The sequence below is a fragment of the Paenibacillus contaminans genome, from assembly GCF_003285015.1.
GTDB lineage: Bacteria > Bacillota > Bacilli > Paenibacillales > NBRC-103111 > Paenibacillus_V > Paenibacillus_V contaminans.
This window is the reverse complement of the sequence record NZ_QMFB01000016.1, coordinates 48,124-74,864: the sequence shown is the minus strand read 5'-3', so window position 1 is coordinate 74,864 and position 26,741 is coordinate 48,124. Positions and strand designations below refer to the sequence as shown.

At 52.2% G+C, this 26,741-nt stretch carries 29 protein-coding genes; 28 read left to right on the top strand and 1 reads right to left on the bottom strand.

The window, feature by feature from the left end:
- Position 1 precedes the first annotated feature (1 nt).
- From DQG23_RS24780 to DQG23_RS24645, 28 genes are all read left to right on the top strand, one after another.
- On the top strand, positions 2–886 hold the full coding sequence (locus DQG23_RS24780; RefSeq protein ID WP_113033708.1) for a UbiA-like polyprenyltransferase: 885 nt from the start codon (positions 2–4) through the stop codon (positions 884–886).
- On the top strand, positions 868–1,473 hold the full coding sequence (locus tag DQG23_RS24775) for a UbiX family flavin prenyltransferase (RefSeq protein ID WP_113033706.1): 606 nt from the start codon (positions 868–870) through the stop codon (positions 1,471–1,473). Before DQG23_RS24780 ends, DQG23_RS24775 begins: the two co-directional genes overlap by 19 nt.
- Positions 1,460–2,308 carry a menaquinone biosynthesis protein gene (locus DQG23_RS24770; RefSeq protein WP_113033705.1) on the top strand — a complete coding sequence of 283 codons (849 nt, stop codon included), beginning with the start codon at positions 1,460–1,462 and terminating at the stop codon, positions 2,306–2,308. Before DQG23_RS24775 ends, DQG23_RS24770 begins: the two co-directional genes overlap by 14 nt.
- 190 nt (positions 2,309–2,498) lie before the next feature.
- Positions 2,499–3,473, top strand: a complete 975-nt coding sequence (gene hepT / locus DQG23_RS24765) for a heptaprenyl diphosphate synthase component II (protein ID WP_113033703.1) — start codon at positions 2,499–2,501, stop codon at positions 3,471–3,473.
- Between the two features lie 155 nt (positions 3,474–3,628).
- Positions 3,629–4,072, top strand: coding sequence for a nucleoside-diphosphate kinase (gene ndk / locus DQG23_RS24760; protein ID WP_113033701.1), 444 nt, complete (start codon positions 3,629–3,631; stop codon positions 4,070–4,072).
- A gap of 156 nt (positions 4,073–4,228) precedes the next feature.
- Positions 4,229–5,005: a CheR family methyltransferase gene (locus DQG23_RS24755; protein WP_113033699.1), complete on the top strand. Its 777-nt coding sequence runs from the start codon at positions 4,229–4,231 to the stop codon at positions 5,003–5,005.
- A gap of 88 nt (positions 5,006–5,093) precedes the next feature.
- Complete coding sequence (locus DQG23_RS42625; protein WP_192894632.1) at positions 5,094–5,249, top strand: hypothetical protein; 156 nt, start codon at positions 5,094–5,096, stop codon at positions 5,247–5,249.
- A 345-nt stretch (positions 5,250–5,594) separates the two neighbouring features.
- Positions 5,595–6,758 carry a chorismate synthase gene (gene aroC / locus DQG23_RS24750; RefSeq protein WP_113033697.1) on the top strand — a complete coding sequence of 388 codons (1,164 nt, stop codon included), beginning with the start codon at positions 5,595–5,597 and terminating at the stop codon, positions 6,756–6,758.
- Position 6,759: 1 nt separating this feature from the next.
- Entirely contained in the window at positions 6,760–7,854 is a 1,095-nt protein-coding gene (gene aroB, locus DQG23_RS24745) for a 3-dehydroquinate synthase (protein WP_113033695.1), read from the top strand.
- A gap of 4 nt (positions 7,855–7,858) precedes the next feature.
- The gene (gene aroH / locus DQG23_RS24740; protein WP_113033693.1) at positions 7,859–8,227 is read left to right on the top strand and encodes a chorismate mutase; all 369 of its coding nucleotides are present in this window, start codon (positions 7,859–7,861) and stop codon (positions 8,225–8,227) included.
- Positions 8,228–8,565: 338 nt separating this feature from the next.
- Positions 8,566–10,104 carry an anthranilate synthase component I gene (gene trpE / locus DQG23_RS24735; protein ID WP_113033691.1) on the top strand — a complete coding sequence of 513 codons (1,539 nt, stop codon included), beginning with the start codon at positions 8,566–8,568 and terminating at the stop codon, positions 10,102–10,104.
- A 47-nt stretch (positions 10,105–10,151) separates the two neighbouring features.
- Positions 10,152–11,189, top strand: a complete 1,038-nt coding sequence (gene trpD, locus DQG23_RS24730) for an anthranilate phosphoribosyltransferase (protein WP_113033689.1) — start codon at positions 10,152–10,154, stop codon at positions 11,187–11,189.
- Positions 11,179–11,982: an indole-3-glycerol phosphate synthase TrpC gene (trpC, locus tag DQG23_RS24725; RefSeq protein WP_113033687.1), complete on the top strand. Its 804-nt coding sequence runs from the start codon at positions 11,179–11,181 to the stop codon at positions 11,980–11,982. The genes trpD and trpC overlap by 11 nt, the downstream gene beginning before the upstream one ends.
- Entirely contained in the window at positions 11,983–12,711 is a 729-nt protein-coding gene (locus tag DQG23_RS24720; RefSeq protein ID WP_113033686.1) for a phosphoribosylanthranilate isomerase, read from the top strand.
- Positions 12,708–13,913 (top strand): tryptophan synthase subunit beta, encoded by a 1,206-nt coding sequence (gene trpB, locus DQG23_RS24715; protein WP_192894631.1) that lies wholly within the window; start codon positions 12,708–12,710, stop codon positions 13,911–13,913. Before DQG23_RS24720 ends, trpB begins: the two co-directional genes overlap by 4 nt.
- Positions 13,900–14,706, top strand: coding sequence for a tryptophan synthase subunit alpha (gene trpA / locus DQG23_RS24710; protein ID WP_113033682.1), 807 nt, complete (start codon positions 13,900–13,902; stop codon positions 14,704–14,706). The genes trpB and trpA overlap by 14 nt, the downstream gene beginning before the upstream one ends.
- A 182-nt stretch (positions 14,707–14,888) precedes the next feature.
- Complete coding sequence (gene hisC / locus DQG23_RS24705) at positions 14,889–15,989, top strand: histidinol-phosphate transaminase (RefSeq protein WP_113033666.1); 1,101 nt, start codon at positions 14,889–14,891, stop codon at positions 15,987–15,989.
- 107 nt (positions 15,990–16,096) lie between these two features.
- The gene (locus DQG23_RS24700; RefSeq protein ID WP_113033664.1) at positions 16,097–17,185 is read left to right on the top strand and encodes a prephenate dehydrogenase; all 1,089 of its coding nucleotides are present in this window, start codon (positions 16,097–16,099) and stop codon (positions 17,183–17,185) included.
- A gap of 619 nt (positions 17,186–17,804) precedes the next feature.
- Positions 17,805–18,398 carry an RNA polymerase sigma factor gene (locus tag DQG23_RS24690; RefSeq protein WP_113033661.1) on the top strand — a complete coding sequence of 198 codons (594 nt, stop codon included), beginning with the start codon at positions 17,805–17,807 and terminating at the stop codon, positions 18,396–18,398.
- The gene (locus DQG23_RS24685; protein WP_113033659.1) at positions 18,395–19,015 is read left to right on the top strand and encodes an anti-sigma factor family protein; all 621 of its coding nucleotides are present in this window, start codon (positions 18,395–18,397) and stop codon (positions 19,013–19,015) included. Before DQG23_RS24690 ends, DQG23_RS24685 begins: the two co-directional genes overlap by 4 nt.
- Positions 19,016–19,260: 245 nt before the next feature.
- The gene (locus DQG23_RS24680) at positions 19,261–20,385 is read left to right on the top strand and encodes a hypothetical protein (protein ID WP_113033657.1); all 1,125 of its coding nucleotides are present in this window, start codon (positions 19,261–19,263) and stop codon (positions 20,383–20,385) included.
- A gap of 46 nt (positions 20,386–20,431) precedes the next feature.
- Positions 20,432–20,962 (top strand): gamma carbonic anhydrase family protein, encoded by a 531-nt coding sequence (locus DQG23_RS24675; protein ID WP_113033656.1) that lies wholly within the window; start codon positions 20,432–20,434, stop codon positions 20,960–20,962.
- Complete coding sequence (locus DQG23_RS24670) at positions 20,952–21,386, top strand: DUF2487 family protein (RefSeq protein ID WP_113033654.1); 435 nt, start codon at positions 20,952–20,954, stop codon at positions 21,384–21,386. Before DQG23_RS24675 ends, DQG23_RS24670 begins: the two co-directional genes overlap by 11 nt.
- Positions 21,387–21,681: 295 nt before the next feature.
- Positions 21,682–22,233, top strand: coding sequence for a Rieske (2Fe-2S) protein (locus tag DQG23_RS24665; RefSeq protein ID WP_113033652.1), 552 nt, complete (start codon positions 21,682–21,684; stop codon positions 22,231–22,233).
- Between the two features lie 17 nt (positions 22,234–22,250).
- Positions 22,251–22,922 carry a menaquinol-cytochrome c reductase cytochrome b subunit gene (gene qcrB / locus DQG23_RS24660; protein ID WP_113033651.1) on the top strand — a complete coding sequence of 224 codons (672 nt, stop codon included), beginning with the start codon at positions 22,251–22,253 and terminating at the stop codon, positions 22,920–22,922.
- A gap of 22 nt (positions 22,923–22,944) precedes the next feature.
- The gene (locus tag DQG23_RS24655; RefSeq protein WP_113033649.1) at positions 22,945–23,832 is read left to right on the top strand and encodes a c-type cytochrome; all 888 of its coding nucleotides are present in this window, start codon (positions 22,945–22,947) and stop codon (positions 23,830–23,832) included.
- Positions 23,833–23,914: 82 nt separating this feature from the next.
- The gene (locus DQG23_RS24650) at positions 23,915–24,553 is read left to right on the top strand and encodes a DUF1405 domain-containing protein (RefSeq protein WP_113033647.1); all 639 of its coding nucleotides are present in this window, start codon (positions 23,915–23,917) and stop codon (positions 24,551–24,553) included.
- 81 nt (positions 24,554–24,634) lie between these two features.
- Positions 24,635–25,498, top strand: a complete 864-nt coding sequence (locus tag DQG23_RS24645; RefSeq protein ID WP_158560675.1) for a sporulation protein YpjB — start codon at positions 24,635–24,637, stop codon at positions 25,496–25,498.
- 308 nt (positions 25,499–25,806) lie between these two features.
- Here the strand turns inward: DQG23_RS24645 and DQG23_RS24640 are convergent, their stop codons facing one another.
- The gene (locus tag DQG23_RS24640; protein WP_113033643.1) at positions 25,807–26,676 is read right to left on the bottom strand and encodes a YitT family protein; all 870 of its coding nucleotides are present in this window, start codon (positions 26,674–26,676) and stop codon (positions 25,807–25,809) included.
- Positions 26,677–26,741: the final 65 nt, after the last annotated feature.

Here is a 26,741-nt window from a genome sequence, read left to right as displayed (position 1 = left end):
TATGATTAAGAAAATCAAAATATTTTTGGAAATGATCAAGTTCGAGCATACCTTGTTCGCTCTGCCGTTCGCTTATATGGGGGCGCTTCTGGGGTCGGTTTCGACTTCGGGAGAGCTTCCGTCATGGGGGCAGGTCGGCTGGATCACGCTCGCGATGGTGGGCGCTCGCAGCGCGGCGATGGGGCTCAATCGCGTCATCGACAAGGTAATCGACAAGAAAAACCCGCGAACCGCGATGCGCGCTATACCTGCCGGGTTGTTATCGTCATTCGAAGTCATCTTATTTATTATCGTTTCCTTCGTGCTTTTGTTCGTCGCAACATCGCAATTAAGCGCATTGTCCATGAAACTGCTTCCGCTTGCCGTATTTTTTCTCGTTATTTATTCTTACACGAAGCGTTTTACTTGGGCATGTCATTTGGTACTCGGACTGACGATCGGCTTGGCGCCGCTTGGCGCTTGGGTGGCGGTTACGAACGAAATCAGCGCGGCATCGCTGGTGCTGTACGGCGCCATCGCTTTATGGATTGCCGGTTTCGACGTGATTTACGCGTGTCAGGATACGGAGTTTGACAAAGATGAGAAGCTCCATTCGATACCAAGCCGCTTCGGCGTAGCGAAAGCTCTTCTCTTTGCCAAAGCTTTTCACTTGATTACGGCTGTCGGACTGATGTTCGTTTTCTTCATGACCGACCTGAGTTGGGTATATTTCGCGGGTCTTATCATTGCTTATTTGATATTATTTTATGAGCATTGGATCGTTTCTCCGAATGATTTAAGCAGATTGCAAACCGCTTTCTTTACAATGAACGGCGTGCTGAGCATTGTCGTGTTTGCCTTCACATTGATCGATTTGGTGGTGCAGCGATGGACAAGCCTTGGGTAATCGGCATCACCGGGGCAAGCGGAGCCGCATACGGCGAGCTTCTCTGCAGGCATTTACTATCGCTCGGCAAGACGATTCATCTGGTCATCAGCGATGCAGGCTGGCGGGTGCTACGGGACGAGCTCGGCTGGAACGCTTCGCGGCGTCAAGAAACGCTTGAGCGGCATTTCGGCGATTTGCCCGGGAAGCTGATCTATCATCCGGTTCAGGATATCGGCGCGAGCATTGCAAGCGGCAGCTTCCGGACGCAAGGGATGGTCATCATTCCTTGTTCTATGGGGACGCTGTCGGGCATCGCGCACGGCTCGTCGGATAATTTGCTGGAGCGGACGGCGGACGTCATGCTTAAAGAGGGCCGCCGGCTTATTATCGTCCCGAGGGAAACGCCGCTTCATGAGATTCATTTGGAAAATATGCTGAAGCTTTCCCGCATGGGGGTAACCGTGATCCCCGCGATGCCGGCTTTTTATCAGCAGCCGAAGTCGCTTGAGGATATCGTACGGTTTCTTGTAGGCAAAGTGCTGGATACGATGGACGTAGACCACCAATTGTTTAGAAGATGGGGCGAAAACGATGAGACATCATGAGCGCATAAGCATCGGGCGAATTAACTATACGAATGTTTGGCCGATATTTCACCATTTTCCCGAGGAGCGGTTTGCAGGAGAAGTAGTGTTCAGCTTGCAGGTTCCTACGGGGCTCAACCGGGCTATGGCAGCCGGAGAGGTCGATATGGGGGCGATGTCCTCCTTCGCTTACGGCACGAATTTCGACGAGTACCTGCTCTTTCCCGGATTGTCGGTAAGCGCCTTAGGCCGCGTTAATTCGCTGCTGCTGTTCCACCGTAAGCCGCTGGAGCAAATTGCGGGAGGCACGTTTGCGCTCTCGACCGCATCGGCGACTACCGTAAATTTATTGAAAATTTTGCTCGCCAAACGTTACGAAGCTAGTCCGACCTACCTTACGATGGAGCCGTCTCTTGATAAGATGATGGCGGCCGCGGATGGGGCTCTGCTTATTGGCGACGATGCGATTCGGGCAAGCTGGGCGGACCACGGGTATATGGTGACGGATCTCGGCGAGCTTTGGAAGGCGTTTACCGGGGAATGGATGACCTTTGCCGTTTGGGCTGTGCGCAAGGATACGGTAAGGCGAAACCCTGAGCTCGTATCGCGAATCCATGAAGCTTTTCAATGGAGCAAGGAACATGGGCTTCGCCACCCGGAAGGGATGATCGCGAAGGCGCAGGCGACGATTGGCGGTACGGAATCGTATTGGCGGGGGTATTTTAACCAGCTTACCTATGAGTTCGGTCCGGATCAATGGCGCGGCTTGTCTTTGTATTTCAGCTACGCCAAAGAGTTGGGACTGCTCGAACGGGACGTTCCGATTCAACTTTGGGAAGAGCTTCCCGCAAGATGAGCGCACGATCGGATATGCCGTGCGAACGTGCATGTTAGACGACGCTCCGGCAAATTGCGTGAAACAAACTTTGAAGTACGACCGGCTTTGGCGGGAAAGGTTGGGGGCTCCTGCCGAGCATCGGAATAACCTTTGAGGGCACGCCTGCTTTGCGGGAATTAGTATATACTATTGGTAATTAGGTGACCGAATGAAAATTGTTGACATCTACGCACGTCTTAAAAAAGATTTGAATGCGATTGAGAAAGAGCTGGAAGCGAGCATTCACTCCGAGCATGCCATGCTGAAGGAAACGTCGCTGCATCTTCTGAAAGCGGGCGGGAAGCGAATACGTCCCATTTTTGTGCTGCTTTCCGGTCAGTTTGGCCTATACGAGCTCGATAAAATGAAAAAAATCGCGGTTCCGATGGAATTGATCCATATGGCGTCGCTTGTTCATGACGATGTTATTGACGATGCGCAGACGCGCCGGGGACAATTGACCGTAAGAGCCAAATGGGATAACCGGATCGCGATGTATACGGGCGATTACATATTCGCCAAAGCTCTGGGCGTTGTAACGAAGCTCAGCAATCCGAAGATCCACCAAATCATGTCGCATGCGATCGTCGAAATGAGTATCGGGGAAATGGAGCAAATCCGTTATTTTTTCCACTCGGGACAGAAGGTTAGGGATTACTTACTGCGGATCAAAAGAAAAACGGCGCTGCTCATCGCAATAAGCTGCCAGCTTGGTGCAATCGCAGCCGGTGCGCCCGCTGCGGTTTCCCGGAAGCTGTACGATTTCGGCTATTATGTGGGGATGACGTTCCAGATTCGCGACGACGTGCTTGATTTGTGCGGGACCGAGGAGCAAATCGGCAAGCCGCCTGGCAGCGACATCAAGCAAGGCAACATTACCCTGCCCGTTCTATATGCGTTGAAGAAACCGGAGCTGCGCGGAAGGCTGCTTGAGGAGCTCGAGCGTATCCGGCTGCTGGACGGCCAAACGGATGTCGGCAGATTTCTGCAAATGGTGCGGGATAGCGGCTGCATCGAACAAAGCGAGCGGCTGGCGGAGCGATACATCGAAAAGGCGATTCGCTCGCTCGACGGCCTGCCTGACATTCAAGCGAAAAAGGATTTGGTGCGCATCGCCCATTTTGTCGCGAGCCGCACGAATTAAATGCTGATTTCGCGGCGAAGCCGGACCCTTGTTTTTCGAGGGAAATTAGCTCTGTCCGGCGGGATCGGTTGACTTGCAGCGCCAACGTAGGATACACTGCTTTTTGTGCAGGTTCCGATACATATTTTTTAAAACATACCCAAGGAGTGGTCAAAATGGAAAAAACATTTCTGATGGTAAAACCGGACGGCGTACAACGCGGTCTGATCGGCGAAATCGTAAAACGCTTTGAGCAAAAAGGGTTCCAGCTCGTCGGCAGCAAGCTGATGGTCATTACCCGCGAGCAAGCGGAATATCACTACGAAGAGCACAAAGGCAAAGGCTTCTACGAAGAACTTGTAAGCTTCATCACTTCCGGCCCTGTTTTCGGCATGGTATGGGAAGGCGACCAAGTAATCACGCTGTCCCGCACGATGATGGGCAAAACGAATACGCTTGACGCATTGCCGGGCACGATCCGCGGCGACTTTGCCGTGCATACCGGCTTAAACATTATTCACGGCTCCGACTCGCCTGAGAGCGCAGAGCGTGAAATCAACAATTTCTTCAAACCGGAAGAAATCGTTTCTTACAGCAAAGACGTCAATAAATGGGTGTAATAAAATATTGCGTTATGTCAGCTGCGGTGGCAACCGGGGAGGCATAAAGGAATATTTTGTCGATTGAAGGAAAATCACGTTTCAGTATCGAACTATTGGGATAACTCGCAGCATGGGGTTATGTCGACAGCTTGATCAGGAGCGTGATTTTTTTTGATGGAAGACCGTGATTTTTCGCTATTTGTTCAAAAAATGAAAAGCTTTACCACGATCGATCTGAATTTGTATAAGGAAGCGCAGATGAAGCGGAGGCTGACCACGCTGCGCGATAAGCGCGGGTATAAGTCGTTTGCGGAATATTTCGACGCGCTGGTGAAGGATAAGGCGCTGCTTCATGAGTTTCTGGACCGGATGACGATAAACGTGTCCGAATTTTGGCGCAACCCGAACCGGTGGGAGGTTCTGGAACAGAAATTCATTCCGGAAATGCTGCGTTCTTCACGACGTCTGAAGGTGTGGAGCGCCGCTTGCTCGACCGGGGAGGAGCCGTATACGCTGGCGATGATTTTAGCCGAAGCGAAGGCGTTAACCGAAGCGACCTTGATCGCATCCGACATCGACGACGGAGCGCTGGAGAAAGCGCGGACAGGCGTTTATTTCGACAGATCCGTTCGCGATGTGCCGGCAAACTATTTGCGTACCTATTTCCGGCCGGATAACGCTCTGTTCCATATAAGTCCGGATCTGAAAAAGCATATCAAATTTCAAAAGCAAAACCTGCTGACGGAAAGATTCGAATCCGGCTTTGATCTGATCGTATGCCGCAATGTGCTGATTTATTTTACGGAGGAAGCCAAGCATTTGCTGTATCAAAAATTTGCCGATGCGCTGAAGCCTGGCGGAATCTTGTTCGTGGGCAGCACGGAGCAGATTTTTACGCCAGGCCAGTATGGCCTCGAGACTGCGGAAACGTTTTTTTACCGAAAAAAATGAGGCGAACGTATAGCGGTTTCCAATAATTCCTATACTAGGGGTAAGCGAACGAACGGCATATCGCAATTGCTCGAGGAGGGCTAACCCTATGGACAAGCGCAAGGTGATCCACGCATACCGGAGAGGGTTCATTTCGATGAAGGAGTGCGCGCAAATTCTCGGTATCGATTCCATGCAAATTATGGGAATGGTGGATGATCCGAAGCAAACGGAACCGGTACGTATATTGCAAAAGCACTCGTAAGGAAACGCATGATTGCTGCAATGCTTTTATGCGGCAAAACATCCCGCTTGACCCAAAAGCACGCTGAGAACGGCAAAGCCGGGCAGCGTGTTATTTGTTTGCGAAAAATTGAAAGCGATTGCAATGCTTGGCGTTCCTTGTCAAACCGGGATGCCTATACTATAATGAGCACATAAAAGCGCTAAAGCGCTCGAATGACGCGATCGGAAAGAACGAAACCGGATGCTTGCGATTTGTTTTGCCTGAATGAGAGGCGCGCGGCGCCGACCTATGGGTCCGGACAGGCAAAATGATTAGGCTTTTGCTTGGGGATGTTCGTTTGACGATGCTTAGGGGGAACTTTTAATGAGATATTTGACAGCCGGCGAGACGCATGGTCCGCAATTAACCGCCATTATAGAAGGAGTGCCGAGCAATCTGCCGCTGCTTCCCGATTCGATTAATGTGCAACTGGCACGCAGACAGAAAGGGTACGGCCGCGGTTTGCGTATGCAGATCGAGAAGGATACCGCCAACCTGGTAGGCGGCGTTCGCCACGGTATGACGACAGGAGCGCCGATTGCGCTTGTGGTCGAGAATAAAGACTGGACGCACTGGACGAAAGTTATGGGAGTCGAGCCGGTTGACGAGGATAACGAAGGACGCCGCCGTATTCACCGCCCGCGTCCCGGACATGCCGATTTGAACGGCGGCTTGAAATATAATCAACGCGACCTGCGGAATATTTTGGAGCGCTCCAGCGCCCGTGAAACGACTGCGCGCGTAGCATGCGGTGCGGTTGCCCGTCAATTGCTGGCGCAGTTCGGCATCAAGACGGCTTGTCATGTCGTGCGGATCGGCGATGTCGTCGCCGAACGTCCGCAAATGACGATCGACGAGCTGAACGAAGTTACCGAGGCTTCGCAAGTGCGTGTTGCCGATAAAGAAGCCGAAGCCAAGATGATTGCAGCGATCGATGCGGCCAAAGCGGAAGGAAACACATTGGGCGGCGTCGTGGAAGTCGTCATTGAAGGCGTTCCGGTAGGTTTGGGAAGCCATGTGCAATGGGACCGGAAGCTTGACGGACGAATTGCGCAAGCGGTCGTTTCGATCAACGCCTTCAAAGGCGTTGAGTTCGGCTTAGGCTTCGAGGCAGGAAGCCTGAAAGGGTCGGAAGTGCATGATCCGATTATGCACGAGGAAGAACGCGGTTTTTATCGCGCCAGCAATCGCGCAGGAGGCTTCGAAGGCGGAATGACGACCGGAGAGCCGATCGTCGTACGCGGCGTTATGAAGCCGATCGCTACATTGTACAAGCCGCTCCCGTCCGTAGATATCGACACGAAGGAGCCGTTCACCGCGCAGGTCGAACGGTCGGATACGTGTGCGGTTCCTGCTGCAGGCGTCATTATGGAGAATGTCGTGGCATGGGAAGTCGCATGTGCGTTCCTCGAGAAGTTCGGCGGAGATTCGATCGAGGAAATCCGCGCGAACCTGGAAAACTACAAAAAACAAGTGGAGCAATACTAATATGCGCGAACTGACGGTTGAACTGGGAGAACGCTCTTACCCGATCTATATCGGTCAGCATGTGCTGAACGATATCGTTCCGTTTTTCGAAAAACACGGGATCCGCAAAGGATCCCCGCTGTTGATCGTGTCTGACGACCGCATTGCGCCCCTTCACCTGACGCGAGTCGTCGAGCTTCTGGAAGCGGGCGGGTTCACGGTGGTTACTCACGTCGTAGAAGCCGGGGAAAAGGCGAAATCGCTCGGGATTCTGGAACAGATTGTGGGAACTGCTCTCAACGCGGGACTTGACCGTAATTCAACGGTCATTGCACTCGGTGGAGGCGTAGTCGGCGATCTTGCGGGCTTTGTCGCGGCAAGCTACATGCGCGGAGTCCGTTTTGTCCAAATTCCGACGACGATTCTTGCTCACGACAGCAGCGTCGGCGGCAAAGTGGCGGTTAATCATCCGCTCGCCAAAAATATTATCGGCGCATTCCATCAGCCTGAGCTTGTGTTATACGATACGGCGACTCTGCAAACGCTCCCTGAGCGGGAAGTGAAAGCCGGCTTATCCGAAATGATCAAGCATGGCCTCATTTGGGACGCGGAATTCGCCGCTTGGTGCGAAGAGAATGCGGAGAGACTTCTTGCTCTCGATCCGGAAGCGCTTGAATACGGCTTGTACCGCGGCTGCGAAGTGAAATCGATCGTCGTTTCGCGCGACGAACGCGAGAACGATTTGCGGGCCATCTTAAATCTCGGCCATACGATCGGGCATGCGCTCGAAGCGGTGGCTAAATACAATGAATTGGTGCATGGCGAGGCGATTTCGATAGGCATGGTAGGATCCGCCAAGCTTGCCGTCAAGCTGGGGCATCCGGAGAATATTTATGTAACGACCAAACGGATTTTAAGCAAATTCGGACTGCCTACACGTTTACCGGCTCATTTGGAAACGGACGCCATCATGTCCGCAATGATGCACGACAAGAAGTTCAAGGAAGGCAAGATGGTTTTCGTCGTTCCGACGGATATCGGCAAAGTGGAAATCAACAAAAACGTTTCAGCCGATCTCGTAAGAGAAGTCGTGGAACAATTGAAGCAGGAGGCATAAAGTGATGTGGGTTCGGGGAATTCGCGGTGCGACGACTGTAGAACGGAATGACGAGCAAGAGATTTTGCAGGCGACCGCAGAGATGCTCCATGAAATCGTAGTGGAGAACGAAGTGGTGCCGGAAGATATTTGCAGCGTATTTGTTACGACGACGACCGATCTGGATGCGGCTTTCCCTGCGAGGGCCATTCGCCAGCTGGCGGGCTGGGAGCTTGTGCCGATCATGTGTTCGGTGGAAATTCCGGTACAGCCCAGCTTGCCTAAGTGCATCCGCCTCATGGTGCATATCAATACGCAGAAGAAGCAAAACGAGATTCGCCATGTATATTTGAATGAAGCCAAGCGGCTTCGTCCGGATATCGCCAAACGGTAAGCCATACAGAAAACGCTTGACGTAATCCGTTATGCCGGTGTATAGTGAATGCAGTTGAGTGAGTTAGATTCAGTTTAGGTTTTACCCGAGCAGATTGAGCGCAGTACGAGCAAAGAGAAGGCAAGCAGAGTAGAGTTTAGTTGAGAGAGAGTCGAGCAGAGAAGAGCCGAGCCGAGCCGAGTGCCTTCGATCGAGGGGAATTTATCCCGTCGTTTGCGAGTCATTGCTATTTATGGCATCGTATTTTTCTTTTTTCGAATTCAATCGAAGCCTCTACTTTCGAGTAGAGGCTTTTTTCATTTCCTAAATTAGTTTGCCGCCGATAAGGAGAGGTGCCCATGTATACGCCCGAATTGAATGAAGTGATCCGCCTTGCCAAACAGTATAACGTCATTCCGATCGTTCGAGACTTGCTCGCCGATACGGAAACGCCGATTCGTTTATTTCAGCAGTTTTACGACAGCGAGCATGCGTTTTTGCTGGAAAGCGTAGAGGGCGGCGTAAAATGGGCGCGTTATTCGTTTATCGGCTCCGATCCGTTTCTCATGATTAAAGCGAAGAACGGTCAAATCTCGATTACGAACGATGCGGGGACGATCGTTTCTACCGAAAAGCCGCTTGATGTGCTGAAAGCGTACTTGCGCGCATATTCAAGCCCGCCGCTTCCGAATTTGCCGAGATTGACGGGCGGAGCGATCGGATTTTTCGGCTACGATTTGCTGCAATACTACGAGAAGCTGCCTAAGCATAAAGTGGATGATTTGCAAATGAATGACATTCAATTCATGTTTTGCGATCAAATCATCGTGTTCGATCATTTCAAGCAGCAAATCAAGGTGATAGCGAACGTTCATATTCCGCGCAGCGGAACGGATGCCGATATCGCCAAAGCCTATGAAGCGGCTTGCCGCAAAATCGATGCGATGATCGAACGGCTGAGACGTCCGATGCCGCAGCTTTACGCAGCAAACCGGTCGATGCCCGACGATGTCGAACTCGGCGAGATTCGCTCCAACCAGACGAAGGAATCGTTTATGGCGAATGTCGAGCAGGCGAAGGAATATATTCGCGCCGGCGATATTTTCCAAGTGGTTCTCTCGCAGCGCTTCGAAATCGAAACGGACGTTTCGCCGCTCCAGGTTTACCGCATGCTGCGGACGATGAATCCGTCTCCTTATATGTATTGTCTCAAAATGAACGATGAAGTGATCGTCGGCACATCGCCTGAAATGCTCGTACGCGTTGAGGACGACAAGGTGGATACGAGGCCGATCGCCGGGACGCGTCCGCGCGGGAAAACGCCGGAGGAGGATCTGGCGCTGGAGAAGGATCTGCTGGCCGACGAGAAGGAACGCGCGGAGCATTTGATGCTTGTCGATCTTGGTCGCAACGATATCGGCCGGGTAGCGGAGTTCGGATCGGTCAAATGCGATTCGTTCATGGAAATCGAGCGCTATTCCCATGTCATGCATATCGTTTCGAACGTAACCGGCAAAATGCGCAAGGATAAAGATTTCTACGACGCCTTCATTTCCTGCATGCCGGCAGGTACGGTATCCGGCGCTCCGAAGCTTCGCGCAATGGAAATCATCGCGGAGCTGGAAAGCGAAGCTCGCGGCGCATACGCCGGAGCGATCGGCTACCTCGGCTTCTCCGGTAATATGGATACGTGCATTACGATTCGGACGATTATTTTCAAACACGGCAAAGCGTATGTACAAGCTGGAGCCGGTATCGTCTGGGACTCCGTTCCCGAGAAGGAATATGAGGAAACGGTCAACAAGGCGAAAGGCATGCTGAAATCGATCCGTATGGCCGAAGCGGTATTCTCGCCGCAAAAGCAGCCGCAAGCTGCCGTTATAAACAGCGATTATTAAAACGGGTATTCACGATCTAGGGAATATTATTTTTGGAGGCGGTTTGGATGAGTGCTTTTACGGTACAGCAAGCCATTGCTAAAATAATCGGCGGCGAACATCTCCTGCGCGGCGAGGCGCGTGACATCATGTCGGAAATCATGGACGGTCAGGCTACTCCTTCGCAAATCGCAAGCCTCGCGACGGCGCTGCGGATGAAGGGCGAAACGAGCGAAGAAATTACCGGCTTCGCCGAATCGATGCGCAGCAAAGCGAGCCGCGTACAAACGGTTAACGAAAATTTGCTCGACGCGGTCGGGACGGGCGGGGACGGCTCGAATACGTTTAATATCTCGACGGCATCCGCAATCGTAGCTGCGGCCGGGGGGATCCGCGTCGCGAAGCACGGCAATCGCGCGGCTTCGAGCAAGACGGGCAGCGCAGATGTGCTGGAGGCGCTCGGCGTCAATATTCAACTAAATAATGAACAAGCGGCACGTTGTCTCGATCAAGTCGGCATCTGCTTCATGTTCGCGCAAGTGTTCCATCAATCGATGAAACACGCGGCCATTCCGCGCAAGGAAATCGGCATCCGCACGATTTTCAATCTGCTTGGACCGCTGACGAATCCTGCGGGTGCGGATTTGCAGCTGCTGGGCGTCTCGGACCGGAACAAGACGGAGCTTATGGCAGAGGTCATCAAATCGCTCGGCTTGAAGCGCGGCATGGTCGTGTCGAGCCACGACGGACTTGACGAGATCAGCATATCCGCGCCTACCCGGGTAACCGAGCTGAAAGACGGCGTTTTGCGTACTTACGATATAACGCCTGATGAACTGGGCCTTCGCGCAGCAGGCATCGAAGCGGTCAAAGGCGGCGACGCGCAGACGAACGCCGGCATCATCCGCAGCATTTTCAATGGCGACCGCGGCGCATACCGCGACATCGTGTTAGCCAATGCCGGCGCTTGCTTCTATGTGGCAGGCCGTTGCTCGACCTTGCAGGAAGGTGTAAAATTAGCAGCATCGGTCATCGATATGCGGCTTGCCGATGACAAGTTGCAGCAACTAATCGCATGTACGGGAGAGTTGAGCCATGTTTCTTGATCGGATTGTCGCTACGAAGCATAAAGAGGTTGCAGCTCTGGCGGAACGTTTCACGTTAGTCGAAGCTGAGAAGCAAATTGCCGCTATGCCGGCTTGCCGCGGATTTATCCGTGCGTTGACGGAAGGCCGCAAACGCCGAATGGGGCTTATCGCCGAGGTGAAAAAAGCGTCGCCGTCGAAAGGGCTGATAAGGGAGGATTTCCATCCCGTGACGCTTGCCAAAGCTTATGAAGAGGCGCGTACCGATTGTTTGTCGGTTTTGACGGATACGGACTATTTTCAAGGCAACAACGAATACCTGCAACAGGTGCGGGCTGCGGTAGAAGTGCCGATTTTACGCAAAGATTTTACGATCGACTACCGGCATATTTACGAGGCGCGGCTGATCGGCGCGGATGCGGTTTTGCTTATTGCGGCGATTCTCACGACGGAGCAGATGCGGGAATATTTGCAGCTGAGCCGGGATTTGGGCCTCGATGCGCTTGTCGAAGTGCATGACGAAGAAGAATTGAACCGCGTGCTGGAGCTTGATGCGCAGCTGATCGGCATCAACAACCGCAATCTGAAGACGTTCGTCACCGATCTGCAAACGACGGAACGGCTTGTCGGCATGATTCCGCAAGGGAAAACGATCGTCAGCGAAAGCGGCATCTCGCGTCCGGAGGAGATCGCATACTTAAGCTCCGTCGGAGCGGAGGCGGTGCTGATCGGCGAGCATTTTATGCGGCAGCCGATCGTAGGGAAGGCCGTAGAGGATCTGCTCGATGTGCCGGCAGCGGGCGGGGTGGTCTAATTGGCTACCGGAACGGCTGCTTCGGTCAAAATATGCGGCATCCGTACATACGGCCAGCTGCAAAGCATCATTCACTTGCCGATTGATCATATCGGCTTTGTTTTTGCCCGCAGCAAGCGTCAGATCACTGCCGAGCAAGCGGCGCCGATGGTTAGACTGCTGCGAGAGCGCGGGGCGGAGGGTGCTGCGCCGCTAAGCGTGGGCGTATTCGTGAATCCGACGATGGAGGAGCTTCGCGAGGTGATGAGGCAAGCGCCGCTAGACGTGATTCAGCTGCACGGGCAAGAGCCGGCTTCGTTCTGCGCGGAAGTTAAGCGGGAGTTCGGCGTCGCGGTGTATAAGGTGCTTCCGATTGCAAGCATGCAGGACGGATCGGGCAAAGAAGAACCGGACGCGTCCGAAGCTTTCGCTGAGGAGCAGAAGGTCGAACGGCTCCTTGGACCGTATGCCGGTCAGGTCGATGCCGTTTTGCTCGACACTTACGATCCCGTCGTCGGAGGAGGAACGGGCGAGACATTCGCATGGGACCGCATTCCTCCCTATTTGAACTGGGCGCGATCCGCGGGAATAAAGCTGATAGTGGCCGGCGGGCTGCATCCGGATAATGTCCGAGAATTGATAAACGGCTACGATCCGGACGGCGTTGACGTATCAAGCGGGGTCGAAACGGACGGCGTGAAAGACATCGATAAAATTACAGCATTCGTTGAAAGGGTGAAGTCATCGTGAAGCAAGTGCCAGACGAACAAGGGCGGTACGGGAAATTCGGCGGCCGCTATGTGCCGGAAACATTGATGAACGCGTTGATTGAGCTGGAGGACGCTTATAAGAAATTTTCGCAGGATCCCGACTTTATCGCGGAGGTCGACGGTCTGAGACGCAAATATTCCGGGCGTCCCACTCCTTTGTATTACGCGGAACGGCTGACCCAAACGCTCGGCGGGGCGAAAATCTATTTGAAGCGCGAAGATTTGAACCATACGGGCGCTCATAAAATCAACAATGCGATCGGCCAAGCCGTACTTGCCAAGCGTATGGGCAAAACGAAAGTGATCGCCGAAACCGGCGCAGGCCAGCATGGCGTAGCTACGGCTACCGTAGCGGCTTTGCTCGGTTTGGAATGCAAGGTGTTTATGGGCGAAGTCGATACGAAACGCCAGCAGTTGAACGTGTTCCGCATGAATCTTCTCGGAACGGAAGTCGTTCCCGTCACGTCCGGAAGCCGCACGCTGAAGGACGCTTGCAACGAGACGCTCCGCTACTGGGTAAGCAATGTCGAAGATACGTACTACATTTTGGGATCGGTCACGGGCCCTCATCCGTACCCGCTTATCGTGCGCGATTTTCAACGGGTTATCGGCGATGAGTCGAGAGCGCAGATCTTGGAAACGGAGGGACGGCTTCCCGATGCGGTCATTGCATGCGTAGGAGGCGGAAGCAATGCGATGGGCATTTTTTACCCGTTCGTGAATGACGAGTCGGTGCGTTTAATCGGCGTGGAGGCAGCGGGCAAAGGCGTCGAAACCGAGGAGCATGCGGCGACGTTCGCCAAAGGGCGCCACGGCGTCTTCCAAGGCTCGCTGAGCTACGTTCTGCAGGACGAATACGGTCAAGTGACGGAGGCGCACTCCATTTCCGCAGGTCTGGATTATCCCGGGGTAGGCCCCGAGCATGCATACCTGCGCGATTCCAATCGCGCCGAATACGTGCCGATCTCGGATAGAGAGGCGCTTGAAGCGCTTCAGCTGCTGAGCCGTACGGAAGGCATCATTCCGGCGCTTGAAAGCTCGCATGCGCTTGCGCAGCTGACGAAGGTCGCTCCTACGATGTCCAAGGATGAGATCATCGTCGTGAGCTTGTCCGGACGCGGTGACAAGGACGTTGAAGCGATTATGAGCTATTTGGGAGGTGACGCGGATGAATCGCATTGATCGGACTTTTGCGGCGCTAAGGGAAAAGAAGCAAGCAGCGTTAATCCCGTTTCTGACGGTCGGCGATCCGGATGCGGAAACATCGGTTGAAATCATCCTGCAAATGGAGCAGGCCGGAGCGGACATTATCGAGCTCGGCGTTCCATATTCCGATCCGCTCGCGGACGGACCGGTCATCCAGCGCTCCTCGGAGCGGGCGCTCAAGCATAAAATCAATATTCTCGATTGCATACGGGTGGCGCGCAAATGCCGCGATGCAGGCTCGGAGCTTCCTTTCATCTTATTTACTTACTACAACCCGGTTTTGCAGCTCGGTCTCGAAAACTTTTTCGAGCTGCTTAAGGAGAACGATATCAGCGGCATGATCATTCCCGATTTGCCGATCGAGGAAAGCGACGAGGTATACGAATTATCGCTTCGGTACAACATTCACCTCGTACCGCTTGTGGCGCCTACGTCCAAGGACAGGGTCGCCAAAATCGCCGCGCAAGCGGCAGGCTTCATCTATTGCGTATCGTCTTTAGGCGTTACGGGGACGCGGTCAAGCTTCTTCGGCGGTATTGAGGAGTTCATCGCTTCCGTCAAAAAAGCTTCCGACATCCCGGTCGCTATCGGATTCGGCATTTCGAGCCGCGAGCAAGTCGCCCGTTTCGAGACGATTTGCGACGGCGTGGTTGTAGGCAGCGCAATCGTGCGCAAAATCGAAGAAGCAGGACCGCTTTTGGCGTCGCCGTCTACGAAAGCGGAAGGGCTAGCACAAATTAGCGAGTTCGTCAGGCAGCTGAAAGGATAACGCGATGCCCCGTCATTCCAATGGAGTGACGGGGCTTTTGCGTGAGGCCGGAGGCGAGCGACTCCGCTTTGCCGCGTCAACGGAAACGCGCGTGCCCGTAAAAAACTGTTTGTATCTGAAAAAAAATTATGAGACAATGAAAGGTATAGTTGTTTTTACATCTACTTTGCGAGGTGTCTTACATGAAGCCTAAACAAAACATCGTCCATCTGCCGGTTTATCAGCCTGGCAAGCCTATTGAAGAAGTAAAACGCGAGCTTGGTCTTTCCGAGGTTACGAAGCTTGCTTCCAATGAAAACCCGTTCGGCTGCTCGCCTAAGGCCAAGCAGGCGATCGTCGACGAAGTCGAGCGCGTAAGCTTGTATCCGGACGGCGGCAGCGTCGAATTAACGAAAGCCGTAGCGGAGTTTTACAATGTCGAGCCGAACCAAATCATTTTCGGCGCAGGCTCCGACGAAATTATTTTGATGATCGCCCGCGCGTTCCTTGTCCCTGGAGACGAGACGGTCATGGCGACGCATACGTTTCCGCAATATAAGCATAACGCTGAAATCGAAAGCGCCAAAGTTATCGAGGTGCCGCTTCAAGAAGGCACGCATGATTTGCCGGCGCTGCTTGCGCGTGTGACGGACAAGACGAAAATCGTTTGGGTTTGCAATCCGAACAATCCTACGGGGACGATCAACACGCATGCAGAAGTCAAAGACTTCCTTTCCAAGATCTCGCCGGACGTGCTTGTCGTGCTGGACGAGGCATACGCGGAATACATTACGACCGAAGATTATCCGGACGGCTTGCAGCTGCTTAAAGAGCACAAAAACGTCATTCTGCTTCGCACGTTTTCCAAAATATACGGTCTCGCGTCGCTGCGGATCGGCTACGGCATCGGGCATCCCGAAGTCATTCATACGATCAATCAGGTTCGCGAGCCTTTCAACACGACGCGTTTCGCCCAAGCCGCTGCGCTGGCCGCAATCGGCGATCAGTCGTTTATCGAATATTGCCGCACTGCGAATGCGGAAGGCATCGCTTATTTATCCGGCGAGTTCGACCGTCTCGGACTGAGCTATTTTCCGGCGCACGGCAATTTCATGATGGTCGACGTTCAAAGACCCGCCGCACCCGTCTTTAACGCATTGATGAGCAAAGGGATCATCGTGCGCGGCGGACATGCGCTGGATTTCCCTACCTCGATTCGCGTAACGGTAGGCAGCCGCGAACAAAACGGGAAATTTATCGCCGCACTCGAGCAAGTGCTTGCGGAAGTGGAAGTTTCCGTTTAAAGCGAGCAGCCGGACGAATTCAACAATAATAGTGATCCCGCGCAAGGGATGCCGTTTGTTATATAGGTATCCCCGGCGGGCTACTTTAATAGATAAGGTTTGATCTCATGACGAAAATCGCCATTGTCGGCGTCGGCTTGATGGGCGGGTCGCTCGCTCTTTGCTGGAAAGGGAAACCCGGTCTTCATATTTCCGGCTTTTCTTCCAATCCTGCCTCCGTCGACAAATATTTAAAACGCGGCGTTGTCGATTCGGCCACGACTTCCCTTAAGGAAGCAGTGGCGGACGCCGATTTTATTTTCTTATGCGTGCCGGTCGGGCTTATTTCCGATTACTTGGAAAAGCTGCAGCAAGTCGAGCTGAAGCCGGGCTGCATTATTACTGATGTAGGCAGCACCAAAAGGTCCGTCGTCGAATGCGCGGCCCGAATGAAGCTGCAGGGCGCCTATTTTATCGGCGGCCATCCGATGGCCGGTTCCGAGCGTTCCGGCGTGGAAGCCGCTTCCTTGTACTTATACGAGAATGCATTTTACGTATTGACGCCTCCTGAAGGAACGCCGGAGGAGGTTTACAACCGGCTGGTCGAATTGCTCCAATGGACGAGGGCGCAAATCATTCGTGTGGATGCCGAGCAGCATGACGATATCGTTGGCGCCATCAGTCATTTGCCGCATGTGATCGCTGTTGCGCTTGTCAATCAGATTGCGGGATATAACGAGTCGAACGGGCTCTATCGCGCTCTGGCGGCGGGAGGCTTCCGCGATATTACGCGCATCGCTTCCGGCGATCCGGTCATGTGGCGCGACATTTTCCAAAGCAATAAGCCGGTTATGCTGAAGCTTTTGGACGATTGGAACGAGGAGATATCGAAATTCCGCAGCATGATCGAAACGAATGACGGCGACGGCATCATGGACGCCTTCAAACGGGCGGGCAAGTTCCGCAGCGAGCTGCCGGAACGGCGCAAAGGAGTAATTACCGCGCTTTACGATTTATATGTAGACGTGCCGGATCATCCTGGCATTATCGGCTCCGTAGCCACTCTGCTTGGCAGTCACAGAATCAACCTCAGCAATATTCAAATCATCGAAAGCAGGGACGATGTGCCAGGGGTGCTTCGCCTGTCTTTCCGGAACGAAGAAGACTTCGAGAAAGCTTCCGAGGTTCTGAAGCCGTATTATGTCGTGCACGTATAGCTTCTGCAGCGAACCGGGGGCATTCTCGCGGAACGGTTGCGGATATTTTGCCGACGCCGATTGTTCGAGCGTATCAGTCATAATGCTGATGCGCTCGTTTTTTGCGTTTACCGGAAAGCAGGCAGCCGGAAGCGCTCCGTGGATATGGGAAACGAAACGCTATCATTTATGCGGCAGAAACGAACGGAATGAACGTTTAACCTGAGAGAGGATTCGATTCGTACCGAATCAAGAAACCGCTTGCATAAATGTGTTGACAAAATGTAAACGGATACATATAATAAGAACTACAGTATGGTTTCTCTCCACTCCTATCCGAATTTGCACTATGTGCGCCCACCGGTGATCCGGTGGTTTTTTTTTGTTCGTTGCCGTTTATTTGTTTATATAGATCGATAAGAAGCAAGCCGACGGCCGAATGGATGCGGGCATTTGTCGAAAAAGCAGGAAAATTAACGTTTTTAACGAATATTTGTACAATGAAACTTTTTTGAATCGTCATACGTCTAAATATTTTGAATAGAATGCCGCAACTTTTATCTCCCAGTCGGGTACATATCTTACATAACGAACATGAAGACTCGGGGGAAGGGTGCTTTGCAAGGAGGATCGCTTGTAAATGACCGATTCCCAGTTGATTCGCGAGATTAAAGACGGCAATACGGAATTGTATGCGGAACTCGTGCGTCGTTACGAGCGGAAAATTTACGCATTCATCTTCCATATGCTCAAAAGCGCCAATATGGAACTGTTGGTCGACGATTTAAGCCAGGAAACGTTCTATAAGGCTTACCGCAGCCTGCAAACCTTTCGCGAGGTAGAGGCTTCCTTCTCGACATGGCTGTATACGATAGCCAGGAATACCGTGCTTAGCGAAATGCGCAAACAAAGGCATGTAAAAATATCTCTAGATCAAAGCGGGTTGACGCCGCATGCTTCTTTCGAAGCGATGCCGGAGCAGACGATTCTGCGGAACGAGAAGGTTGCGCTTGTTCGCGAAGCGATCAATAACCTGCCGGAGAAGCAGCGATCGGCTCTGATTTTGCGGGAATACGAGCAGCTTGATTACCAGGAGATAGCAAATATATTGGGGCAAACCGTCAGCGCCGTGAAATCTTTGCTGTTTCGGGCACGAGCGAGCGTGAAGCTGCAGCTGGAGCCTTACTTTGGCGAAGCGATTTACGAAGAGTACGAAGGGATGAGTCAGCGATGAAATGCGAGGAAATTCAGGAGTTGTTCGGCGATTATTTCGATCTGGCCGAGACGGATCTCAAACGGGTGTGCGTTGATGAGCATGTGCGCCGTTGCAAGGATTGCGCCGAACAATTCGAGATATGGGAAGAAAGCCTGCAGCTCATTCAAACTGCGGCGCGCGATCTTCCCACTTCCTCAACGGAGCCTTACATGATTTCAAGCCGGGTGATGGATCGCATATATAAAGACGAAGCTTGGCGAATCCCGATTGCGGAGCGGATATATGCGATTCCATACCGCATCAGGCGTAATCTGACCGCCGTACTTTCCTTCTGCCTCGCCTTGTTCGTTTTCAGTTTCATGTATACGATTGCCGGAGGGGACCTCTTTGAGAAGGATGCTGCAGAGACGTCGTCCTACGGCTTTCACCAAGCGGCTAAAGCAAGCGATGATCGAGGGGCGATCAACGTAAGCAACGTACCGAAGCTCGCGCTCGCCAGCACGTCCGGCCGTGTAATCGAACCGATGAAGCTCGGTCCCATTCATTCGTATGCGGATTATTTACTTGCTTTATCGATACTTGGGCTGATCAGTTCCCTGTTAATCATGAACTGGCTGTCGCGAACGCGAAACTGAAATCGATTATAGGAGCGGGCATGAACCCGGCTATTCCAGTAAAGCGTCCAACAGGACGCTTTTCATATTGTAATAAGGCGGATTACGGGCGATGCCGCCTTCGTTTAGGGCTAGTTTAACGGCTGCGGAATGATTTAGCCGGATTTTTCCCATAATGGAAAAGGAAAGGGTAAGCGAAGAAAGCTGTCTCGCCAGCGTTCTCGCCCGGACTTTCACGATACCTAAACGTATGGGAGGATACCGGCATGAATTTAGCCGACATGCTTTGCTACGCCGACATTCACGAATTGAGCCGCATTGCCAAAACCTACGAATGCGAATGCAACGGCCATTCGAAGAACGATTTGATTCAAACGATTCTTGCGGCCATTAACCGCAGAGACGTGTTCGAACGCCAATTGTCGGGCTTAACCGTAGAGGACGTCCGGTTTTTGAATTCGCTCATGTTCGATGCCAGAAATTCGTTCAGCATGGAGGAGCTGCTAGCCAGAGCCAGCCTGTCCAAATGGCAGCAGGAAGAAGCGGCGAAGTCCGATTCGCGGGAGATGATCGTAAAATTCAAACGAAACGGCTGGCTGTTTAACGGATATTTGCAGCAAACGAAATCGCTTTTTCAGCTCCCTGATGACTTAAAGCGCCGATTTGACGAGATGCTGACGTCGCAGTTCCGGAGATCCATTCATACTCTGGACGATGCGCCGTCCGTTTATCGGGATGAGCAGCAGCTTTTGCTGGGCGACATTCTTCATTTTTTACGCTACGTGATGGAACAGGAAATCCAGCTGTCCGCCGAAGGCTTTATGTACAAAAAACACGTGCAGCAACTGATGGAACGTCTGTCGGTCGCGGAAGAGCCCGTAGGCAAGACGGCTTGGCGCTTCGGCTACGGCCGCAGATATCGGGAATATCCGATCCGGTTGTCTTTTATTTACGATTACTGTTATTATCAAGGATTAATCGCGGAAATCGGCAATCAGCTTACGATTACGGATTTAGGCAGAGCGCGGACGGTATCCGGTCAAAAAGAGCCGCTTACCGAGGTTTACCGTTTCTGGCTGCGTCTTTATAAAGGGCCGATACCGAATATTCGTTCTATCGTACATTGGCTGGAGCGGCTTGCCGGCAGCTGGGTGACGGTCGAATCGGTCGGCGGCGTTCTTTGCAAACTGATTCGCCCCTATTATTACGACTCCTCGGAATCGATTCTGGAGGCGCGCATTCTGCAGATGATGATGCATATCGGCTTGATCCGGATCGGAGAAGATGAAGCGTGCGGCAAGGTCGTTCTGGTAAGCAAGCTCGGCAGCAGCGTTATTAAGGGGTCGTATAAGGACGAGGAAGCGATTGATTTGAGCATTGACAATAGGTGAGGGGATTGCTACAATCTCCAGCGGAGCCATAACTGGAGGGATACGAATGATACATACGTATAAAGGAATCAAGCCGCGCCTGCATGAATCCGCGTTCATCGCCGAAGGCGCCAGACTGATCGGAGACGTTACGCTGGGGGAGCAAGCGACCGTATGGTATAACGCCGTCCTGAGAGGCGATCTGGCGCCCGTTTCGATCGGCGACCGATCCAATATTCAAGACGGATGCATCGGGCACGTCAATACGAAGCAGCCTTTACTTGTCGGCAGCGATGTCTCGGTCGGTCATGCCGCAATCATTCACGGCTGCAAAATCGGTGAAGGGAGCCTCGTCGGAATGGGCGCCATTTTGCTGAACGGCTCTGAAATCGGCGAATACACGCTCGTCGCGGCAGGCTCTCTCGTGCCCGAGAACAAACGTTTTCCCGCTTATACGCTGCTTATGGGTTCGCCGGCCAGAGTCGTTCGCGAGTTGACGGAGGACGACTTGAAGAGAATGAAACGGACATCTGCGAGCTATGTAGAGAAAGGAATGGAGTATAGTTTGGAGAGAGGGGACAAGCCGCATGAAATTTAGCGATATCAAAAAAGATCAATGGCCGGATCTCCAGCCGTATCTGGATACTTGCCTGCTTCCGCTGACCGGCCTTACCGGAGGGGAAGAGCCTTGGGAGGTTACGCAATCGCTCGAGCGGCTCGCCGATATTATGGAGCATGTAGAAATTCCGTTCAAAGGGCGGGTCGTCACTTACCCGTCATTGCATTATAACGGTCAGCCCGGAACCTTCGTCTCGGGAGTCAATCATCTATGCGGCAAGCTCAAGGAAAGCGGATTTGCTTATGTGGTCCTGATCAGCTCGGACGCCGCCATATCGATCTTGCCCTTCGACGGGGCGGATTTGTTCATTACGGAGGAGATGGCATCCGGAGGCAAAACGCTTGTCGGCGAGAAGCTGCAGGAGATTTGGCGAAGCAAGGGAAACTTGTCAAAGGACGCATGAATGAAGCGATTTTGGAAAAAGCTATTATTACTGTTTGCAGTTCGGCATGCCAATTCCGGCCGACCCGATAAATGTCAGGTTTTATGCCCGTAAAACATTTATCTGCAAGGATATTTAGGAGATGTGACAATTTCGTTAACGTTTAGGCGAACGTCGAGCAAACGGTTTACCAATTATACTCAGCCGTTCTTGACGCCTATAGGGACGTAGGCTATTATATTTATGTCCTAGTATGTTGTAAGGTTCTGTCGATATGACATGATGATATGAATGGCAAAAGGGGGTAGAAGAGAACATGAGCGAACGCAAAAATCACGCATCCCACGGATCCGAGAATATGCCGGTAGCGAAGCGGGAAATGTCGCGACGTCAATTTTTGTCGTACACGCTCGGTGGAACGGGAGGCTTCTTGGCTGCAGGCATGCTTGTGCCGATGGTTCGTTTTGCCGTTGATCCGGTATTGCAACCGAAGAAGGAAGCGGATTGGGTTAAGGTTGTCGAAGAGAGCAAGGTAACCGACTCGCCGCAGGCATTTAAATTCCAAATCCATCAAGTCGACGGTTGGTATGAAAGCGATCCGGAGATCGAGGCTTTTATCGCGAAGGACAAGAGCGGCAATATTTTTGCTTTAAATCCGACGTGTAAGCATCTCGGCTGTACGGTTGGCTGGAACAACAATGCTGATTATAAAGATCAGTTTTATTGTCCTTGCCATGGTGCGCATTACACGAAAGAAGGCAAACAGCTTGCTGTATCAACCGCGCCTTTGGACGAGTACAAGGTAAAGATCGAGAACGGCTTCGTTTATTTGGGTCAGCTCGGGCCGAACCAAATAGTTAATAAGTAAGGAGGCGTAACAGTTAAATGCTGAAAAGTCTTTATAATTGGGTTGACGAACGCCTTGACATTACGCCAATGTGGAGAGACGTTGCCGATCACGAAGTTCCTGAACACGTGAACCCGGCGCATCACTTTTCCGCATTCGTTTACTGTTTTGGGGGATTGACCTTCTTTATCACGGTCATTCAAATATTGTCCGGCATGTTCCTGACGATGTATTACACGCCCGATGTCATTAACGCTTACAAGAGCGTTGACTTCCTGCAGCATAAAGTTGCATTCGGCGTCATCGTTCGCGGCATGCATCACTGGGGAGCAAGTCTTGTAATCGTCATGATGTTCCTACATACCTTGCGGGTTTTCTTCACGGGTTCCTATAAGGCACCGCGCGAAATGAACTGGGTTGTCGGGATGTTGATTTTCTTCGTTATGTTAGGTCTTGGCTTTACAGGCTACTTGCTGCCATGGGATAACAAAGCTTATTTCGCAACGCAAGTAGGTATTCAGATTGCCGCCTCGCCTCCGATTATCGGTGACTACATCAAGACGTTGCTGCAAGGGGGAGACATTGTAGGCGCTACTACCTTGACAAGATTTTTTGCAATCCACGTGTTCTTCTTGCCTGGGGCGCTGCTAGCTCTTCTTGCCGGTCACTTTATTATGATTCGGAAGCAAGGCATTTCCGGACCACTATAAGTTCTATTAGGAGGGGAAGAGCTTGGCTCATGGTCATAAAAGTGATGAAAAGATCGTTTACGTAGGCGATTCGCGCGTTCGTCAAAAGTCGAACCGCCCGCTGCCGATCGACTATTCTGCATATCCGGGCAAATCCGAAGCTTTCATCCCAAACTTTCTGCTTAAGGAATGGATGGTTGCGGCGGTTTGCTTGGTCGGTATTCTTGCGCTCGTCATGTCCGAACCGGCTCCGCTCGGTTACCCGGCCGATCCGACGACGCCTGGTTACATTCCGATGCCGGACTGGTACTTCCTGTTTCTGTATCAGCTGCTCAAATATCCGTATGCATCGGGCGACTACAAGCTTATCGGAGCGTTGGTCCTTCCCGCTATCATGTTCGGCGGCCTTCTCTTGGCTCCGTTCCTCGATACAGGTAAAGAAAGACGTTTCTACAGAAGACCGATCGCTTCCAGCTTGATGCTTGTATCGCTGGTAGCGGTAACGTACTTGACCGTTTTCTCGTGGCACCATTACACGAAGGAAATGGAAGCTAAAGGCATGATTCCCGAGCACATCAAGCGCGAGGAAGAAATGCGCGAAGCGAAGCAAAGCGGCAAGCCGGCTCCGTCTACCGACAAAAAAGCGGCGGTTGCTTTGGTCGATGCGAGTGATCCGGCCGCCGAGATTTACAAGAAATCCACTTGTATTTCTTGTCACGGCGACGGCTTGAAGGGCATGTCGGCAGCTAAAATTCCGGCATTGCTCGGAGTCGGCGACACGCATGACAAAGCAGCAATCGTGAAGATCATGAAGGAAGGCGTAGGCCAAATGCCTCCAGGCTTATGGGATGCGAACAAAGGCAAGGGCTTAACCGATGCCGATCTCGATAAGCTTGCAGACTGGCTCGCCAAACAGAAAAAAGCGCAATAAGCTGCTGACTAAGCCTGACCCTCCTAAGAGCGGTCAGGCTTTTCATTAAAATTCAGGAAATTCACATGATGGGGAATCGATTATGCCGACATCGCTTGCGCATTATTGGAGCAAACCGTTTCTGACTTCTCGTTTGGTGCTTTGGTTATTGTTCATCGTCAATTTTGGCGGGACGTATTACGGTTATGTTTGGTATTGGGCGCAATTGAAATTAACTGTAGAGACGAAGCCGCTTTGGATGGTTATTCTGGTTCCGGACAGTCCGACGGGAAGCTTGTTCTTTACGATGGCACTGGTTTATTTGCTCGTGGACAGTTATCGTCCGCGAACAGCCTTGAAAACGTCGGCATTGCGTTCGATTATCGAATCGGTCGGCGTTGTCGCCTCGTTTAAGTACGGCATATGGGCGGTCGTCGTCATTGTTGCGGCGAATAGTCAAGGATCGCCGGGAAGCTGGCAGGATTGGATGCTTTCGATTTCGCATCTAGGTATGGCTGCCGAAGCGCTGCTCTTCGCACGTTTCTTCCGTCTTCGGCCAATAGGGCTTGCTGCAGCCGCTCTTTGGGTGTTTGCAAGCGACTTTGTCGATTACACGTACGATGTATTTCCTGCGCTGCCGCAGGTGCTTTTGGACGATTTACCCGTCATCCAGCTGTTTACGATTTTGCTTAGCGCGGCAAGCTTGCTCGTGTTCTTGATCGTTTCCGTTAAAAAAACATAGAAAAGATTGCCGTTCCCGAGAATCTGCAGCGGTCTAAACATGGACATCCCCCCATATCTTAATGATGAGGAGGGGATGTCCATGTTTGTTCATGGTTACCGGAGGATGTTCGTTCTGTTTGCTCTTTGCCTCATGCTTGCTGTAATGGGAGGCTGTATCCGGCAGGAGCAAAAACAGAAGCCGGTGATGGCCGGAGCTGACGATTTGCATAAAATCGAACAATTGAATCGAGCTGCCGATGACATATACAAGCTGACGACGGAAGGAAATGTAGTTGGCGTATTGGAGAGAATGAACGAAATCAGCGCGCTCATTCCGACGATCAAATACGGCGGTATTACGTCGGTGGAGGGGATGAATGCGCTGGCCCAATCCGTCGTACAAGCGAAGCGCTCATTTAACAGCGTATATGCGACTCAACAGGATACGCTAATAGCCGCCGCCAAAATCAAGCTGGTGGCCGACGCGCTTACACATCCGAACGAGCCGATGTGGCATCAATATTACAAGGTGATGAAAGAGGACGTTCGCGTTTTGCAGCTGGCTGTCCAGCAGAAAAACGAGACTCAGGTGGGACAGGCGGTAGTGCGCTATGAAAGGCATTATTCGACCATTCGGCCGGCGCTGTTTATAAGCCGGGATCCTTCGGATGTCGAGAAGCTTGATTCATTGATGTCCTTCATAAAAACACAATCAACGGCTAAAGCGATAGCCTACGAAAACTTGGCGAACGCCTCCGAGCATTTGCAATCGGCGCTGGATCTTATTTTCGATAAGCGCGAAGAAGATACGGCTTATTTGCCGCTCGGTCAGAACGCCAACCCGACTTGGTGGACGATGCTGATGGCGGTTATTATCATCCCGGTTCTTGCCTTCGCGGGCTGGCGGATGTACGCCGAGCGCAGTTTGGTCAAAGTCGGGCGGAACGAGAAGGAAAAGCTGTAGCATAATGTTTTATTCTTCCTGCCACACCCTATTAAAATAAGACAGCCCCGAGCGAATCGGGGCTGTTTTTTGTAATTTATTTGAAAGTGGCAAAACATTCAATTGTGCTGCGGAGGGATAGGGGGTATGCGGTGGAAAGACCTGGCGGCCGACTTGAAAGTTGCTTCGTGACCTTGTGTCTAATTGAGAGGAAGCGACTTTCACGGAGGTGGAGGCGGATACCCCTTAGCCCGGGTGTGACTTAGGCCACTTTCATTTCTTTGCGGATAAAGCTGCGGAGCGATACCAAGCGAGGGGTGACTTATTTCTCACCCCTCTTTAAATCCTTCGCCCAACACATCGTGCACATCGCTAATAATGATGAACGCCTTTGGGTCGACAGCCTTGATGAGCGATTTAATTTGGCGCATTTCCGACCTGGCTACTACGCAGTAGACGACCTCCTTGTTTTGCTGCGAATATGCGCCTTTGGCCTGCAGGAGCGTGACTCCGCGGTCCATCTCATTCGTGATCAGCTGCGCCAATTCGCCGCTCCGATCCGAAACGACGGTGAACGCTTTGGCCGCATATGCGCCTTCGGTAATGAAATCGATCATCTTGGAGGCGACGAAGACGGCGACCATCGTGTACAGTATTTTTTCGCGGGGAATGTAAAATATCGCAGCCCCGATAATGATCGCATCCAGCGCCAAAATGACCTGGCCAATCGACCATCCCTTCCATTTGTTCGCCAAACGGGCGATGATATCCGAGCCCCCCGTAGTCCCGCCATACCGAAAAACGATACCGAGACCGGTGCCCAGCGTAACGCCTGCATAAAGAGTCGCCAGGAAGAAATCCTGATGCGTCGTGAAAGGCTCGATCCAATTGCGTTGAATCAGCCGCTCCATGACCCAGAGGAAAAAGGAGAGCGAAACCGTACCGAATATGGAAAGAGCGAGCGCTCCTTTGCCGAGCGCACGCCAGCCGATCAAAAACAACGGCACGTTCAACAGCAGCGTCGTATAGGATGGGGGGAGATCGAACGCATACTTGAGCAGCAGCGCTACGCCCGTAATGCCGCCTTCCATCAGTTCGTTGGAAATGACGAAGTAATGGAGGCCGAATGCGTAAACGGCAGTACCGATAAAAATCGGCACCAATTGTTTGAGTCTGAGTCGTTCCTTAAACAGGAGCATGGCTTTGATGCCTCCTTGTCGAAAAAAAAGGGAATATATAGTAGAAAAATTGTCCGATAACGTAC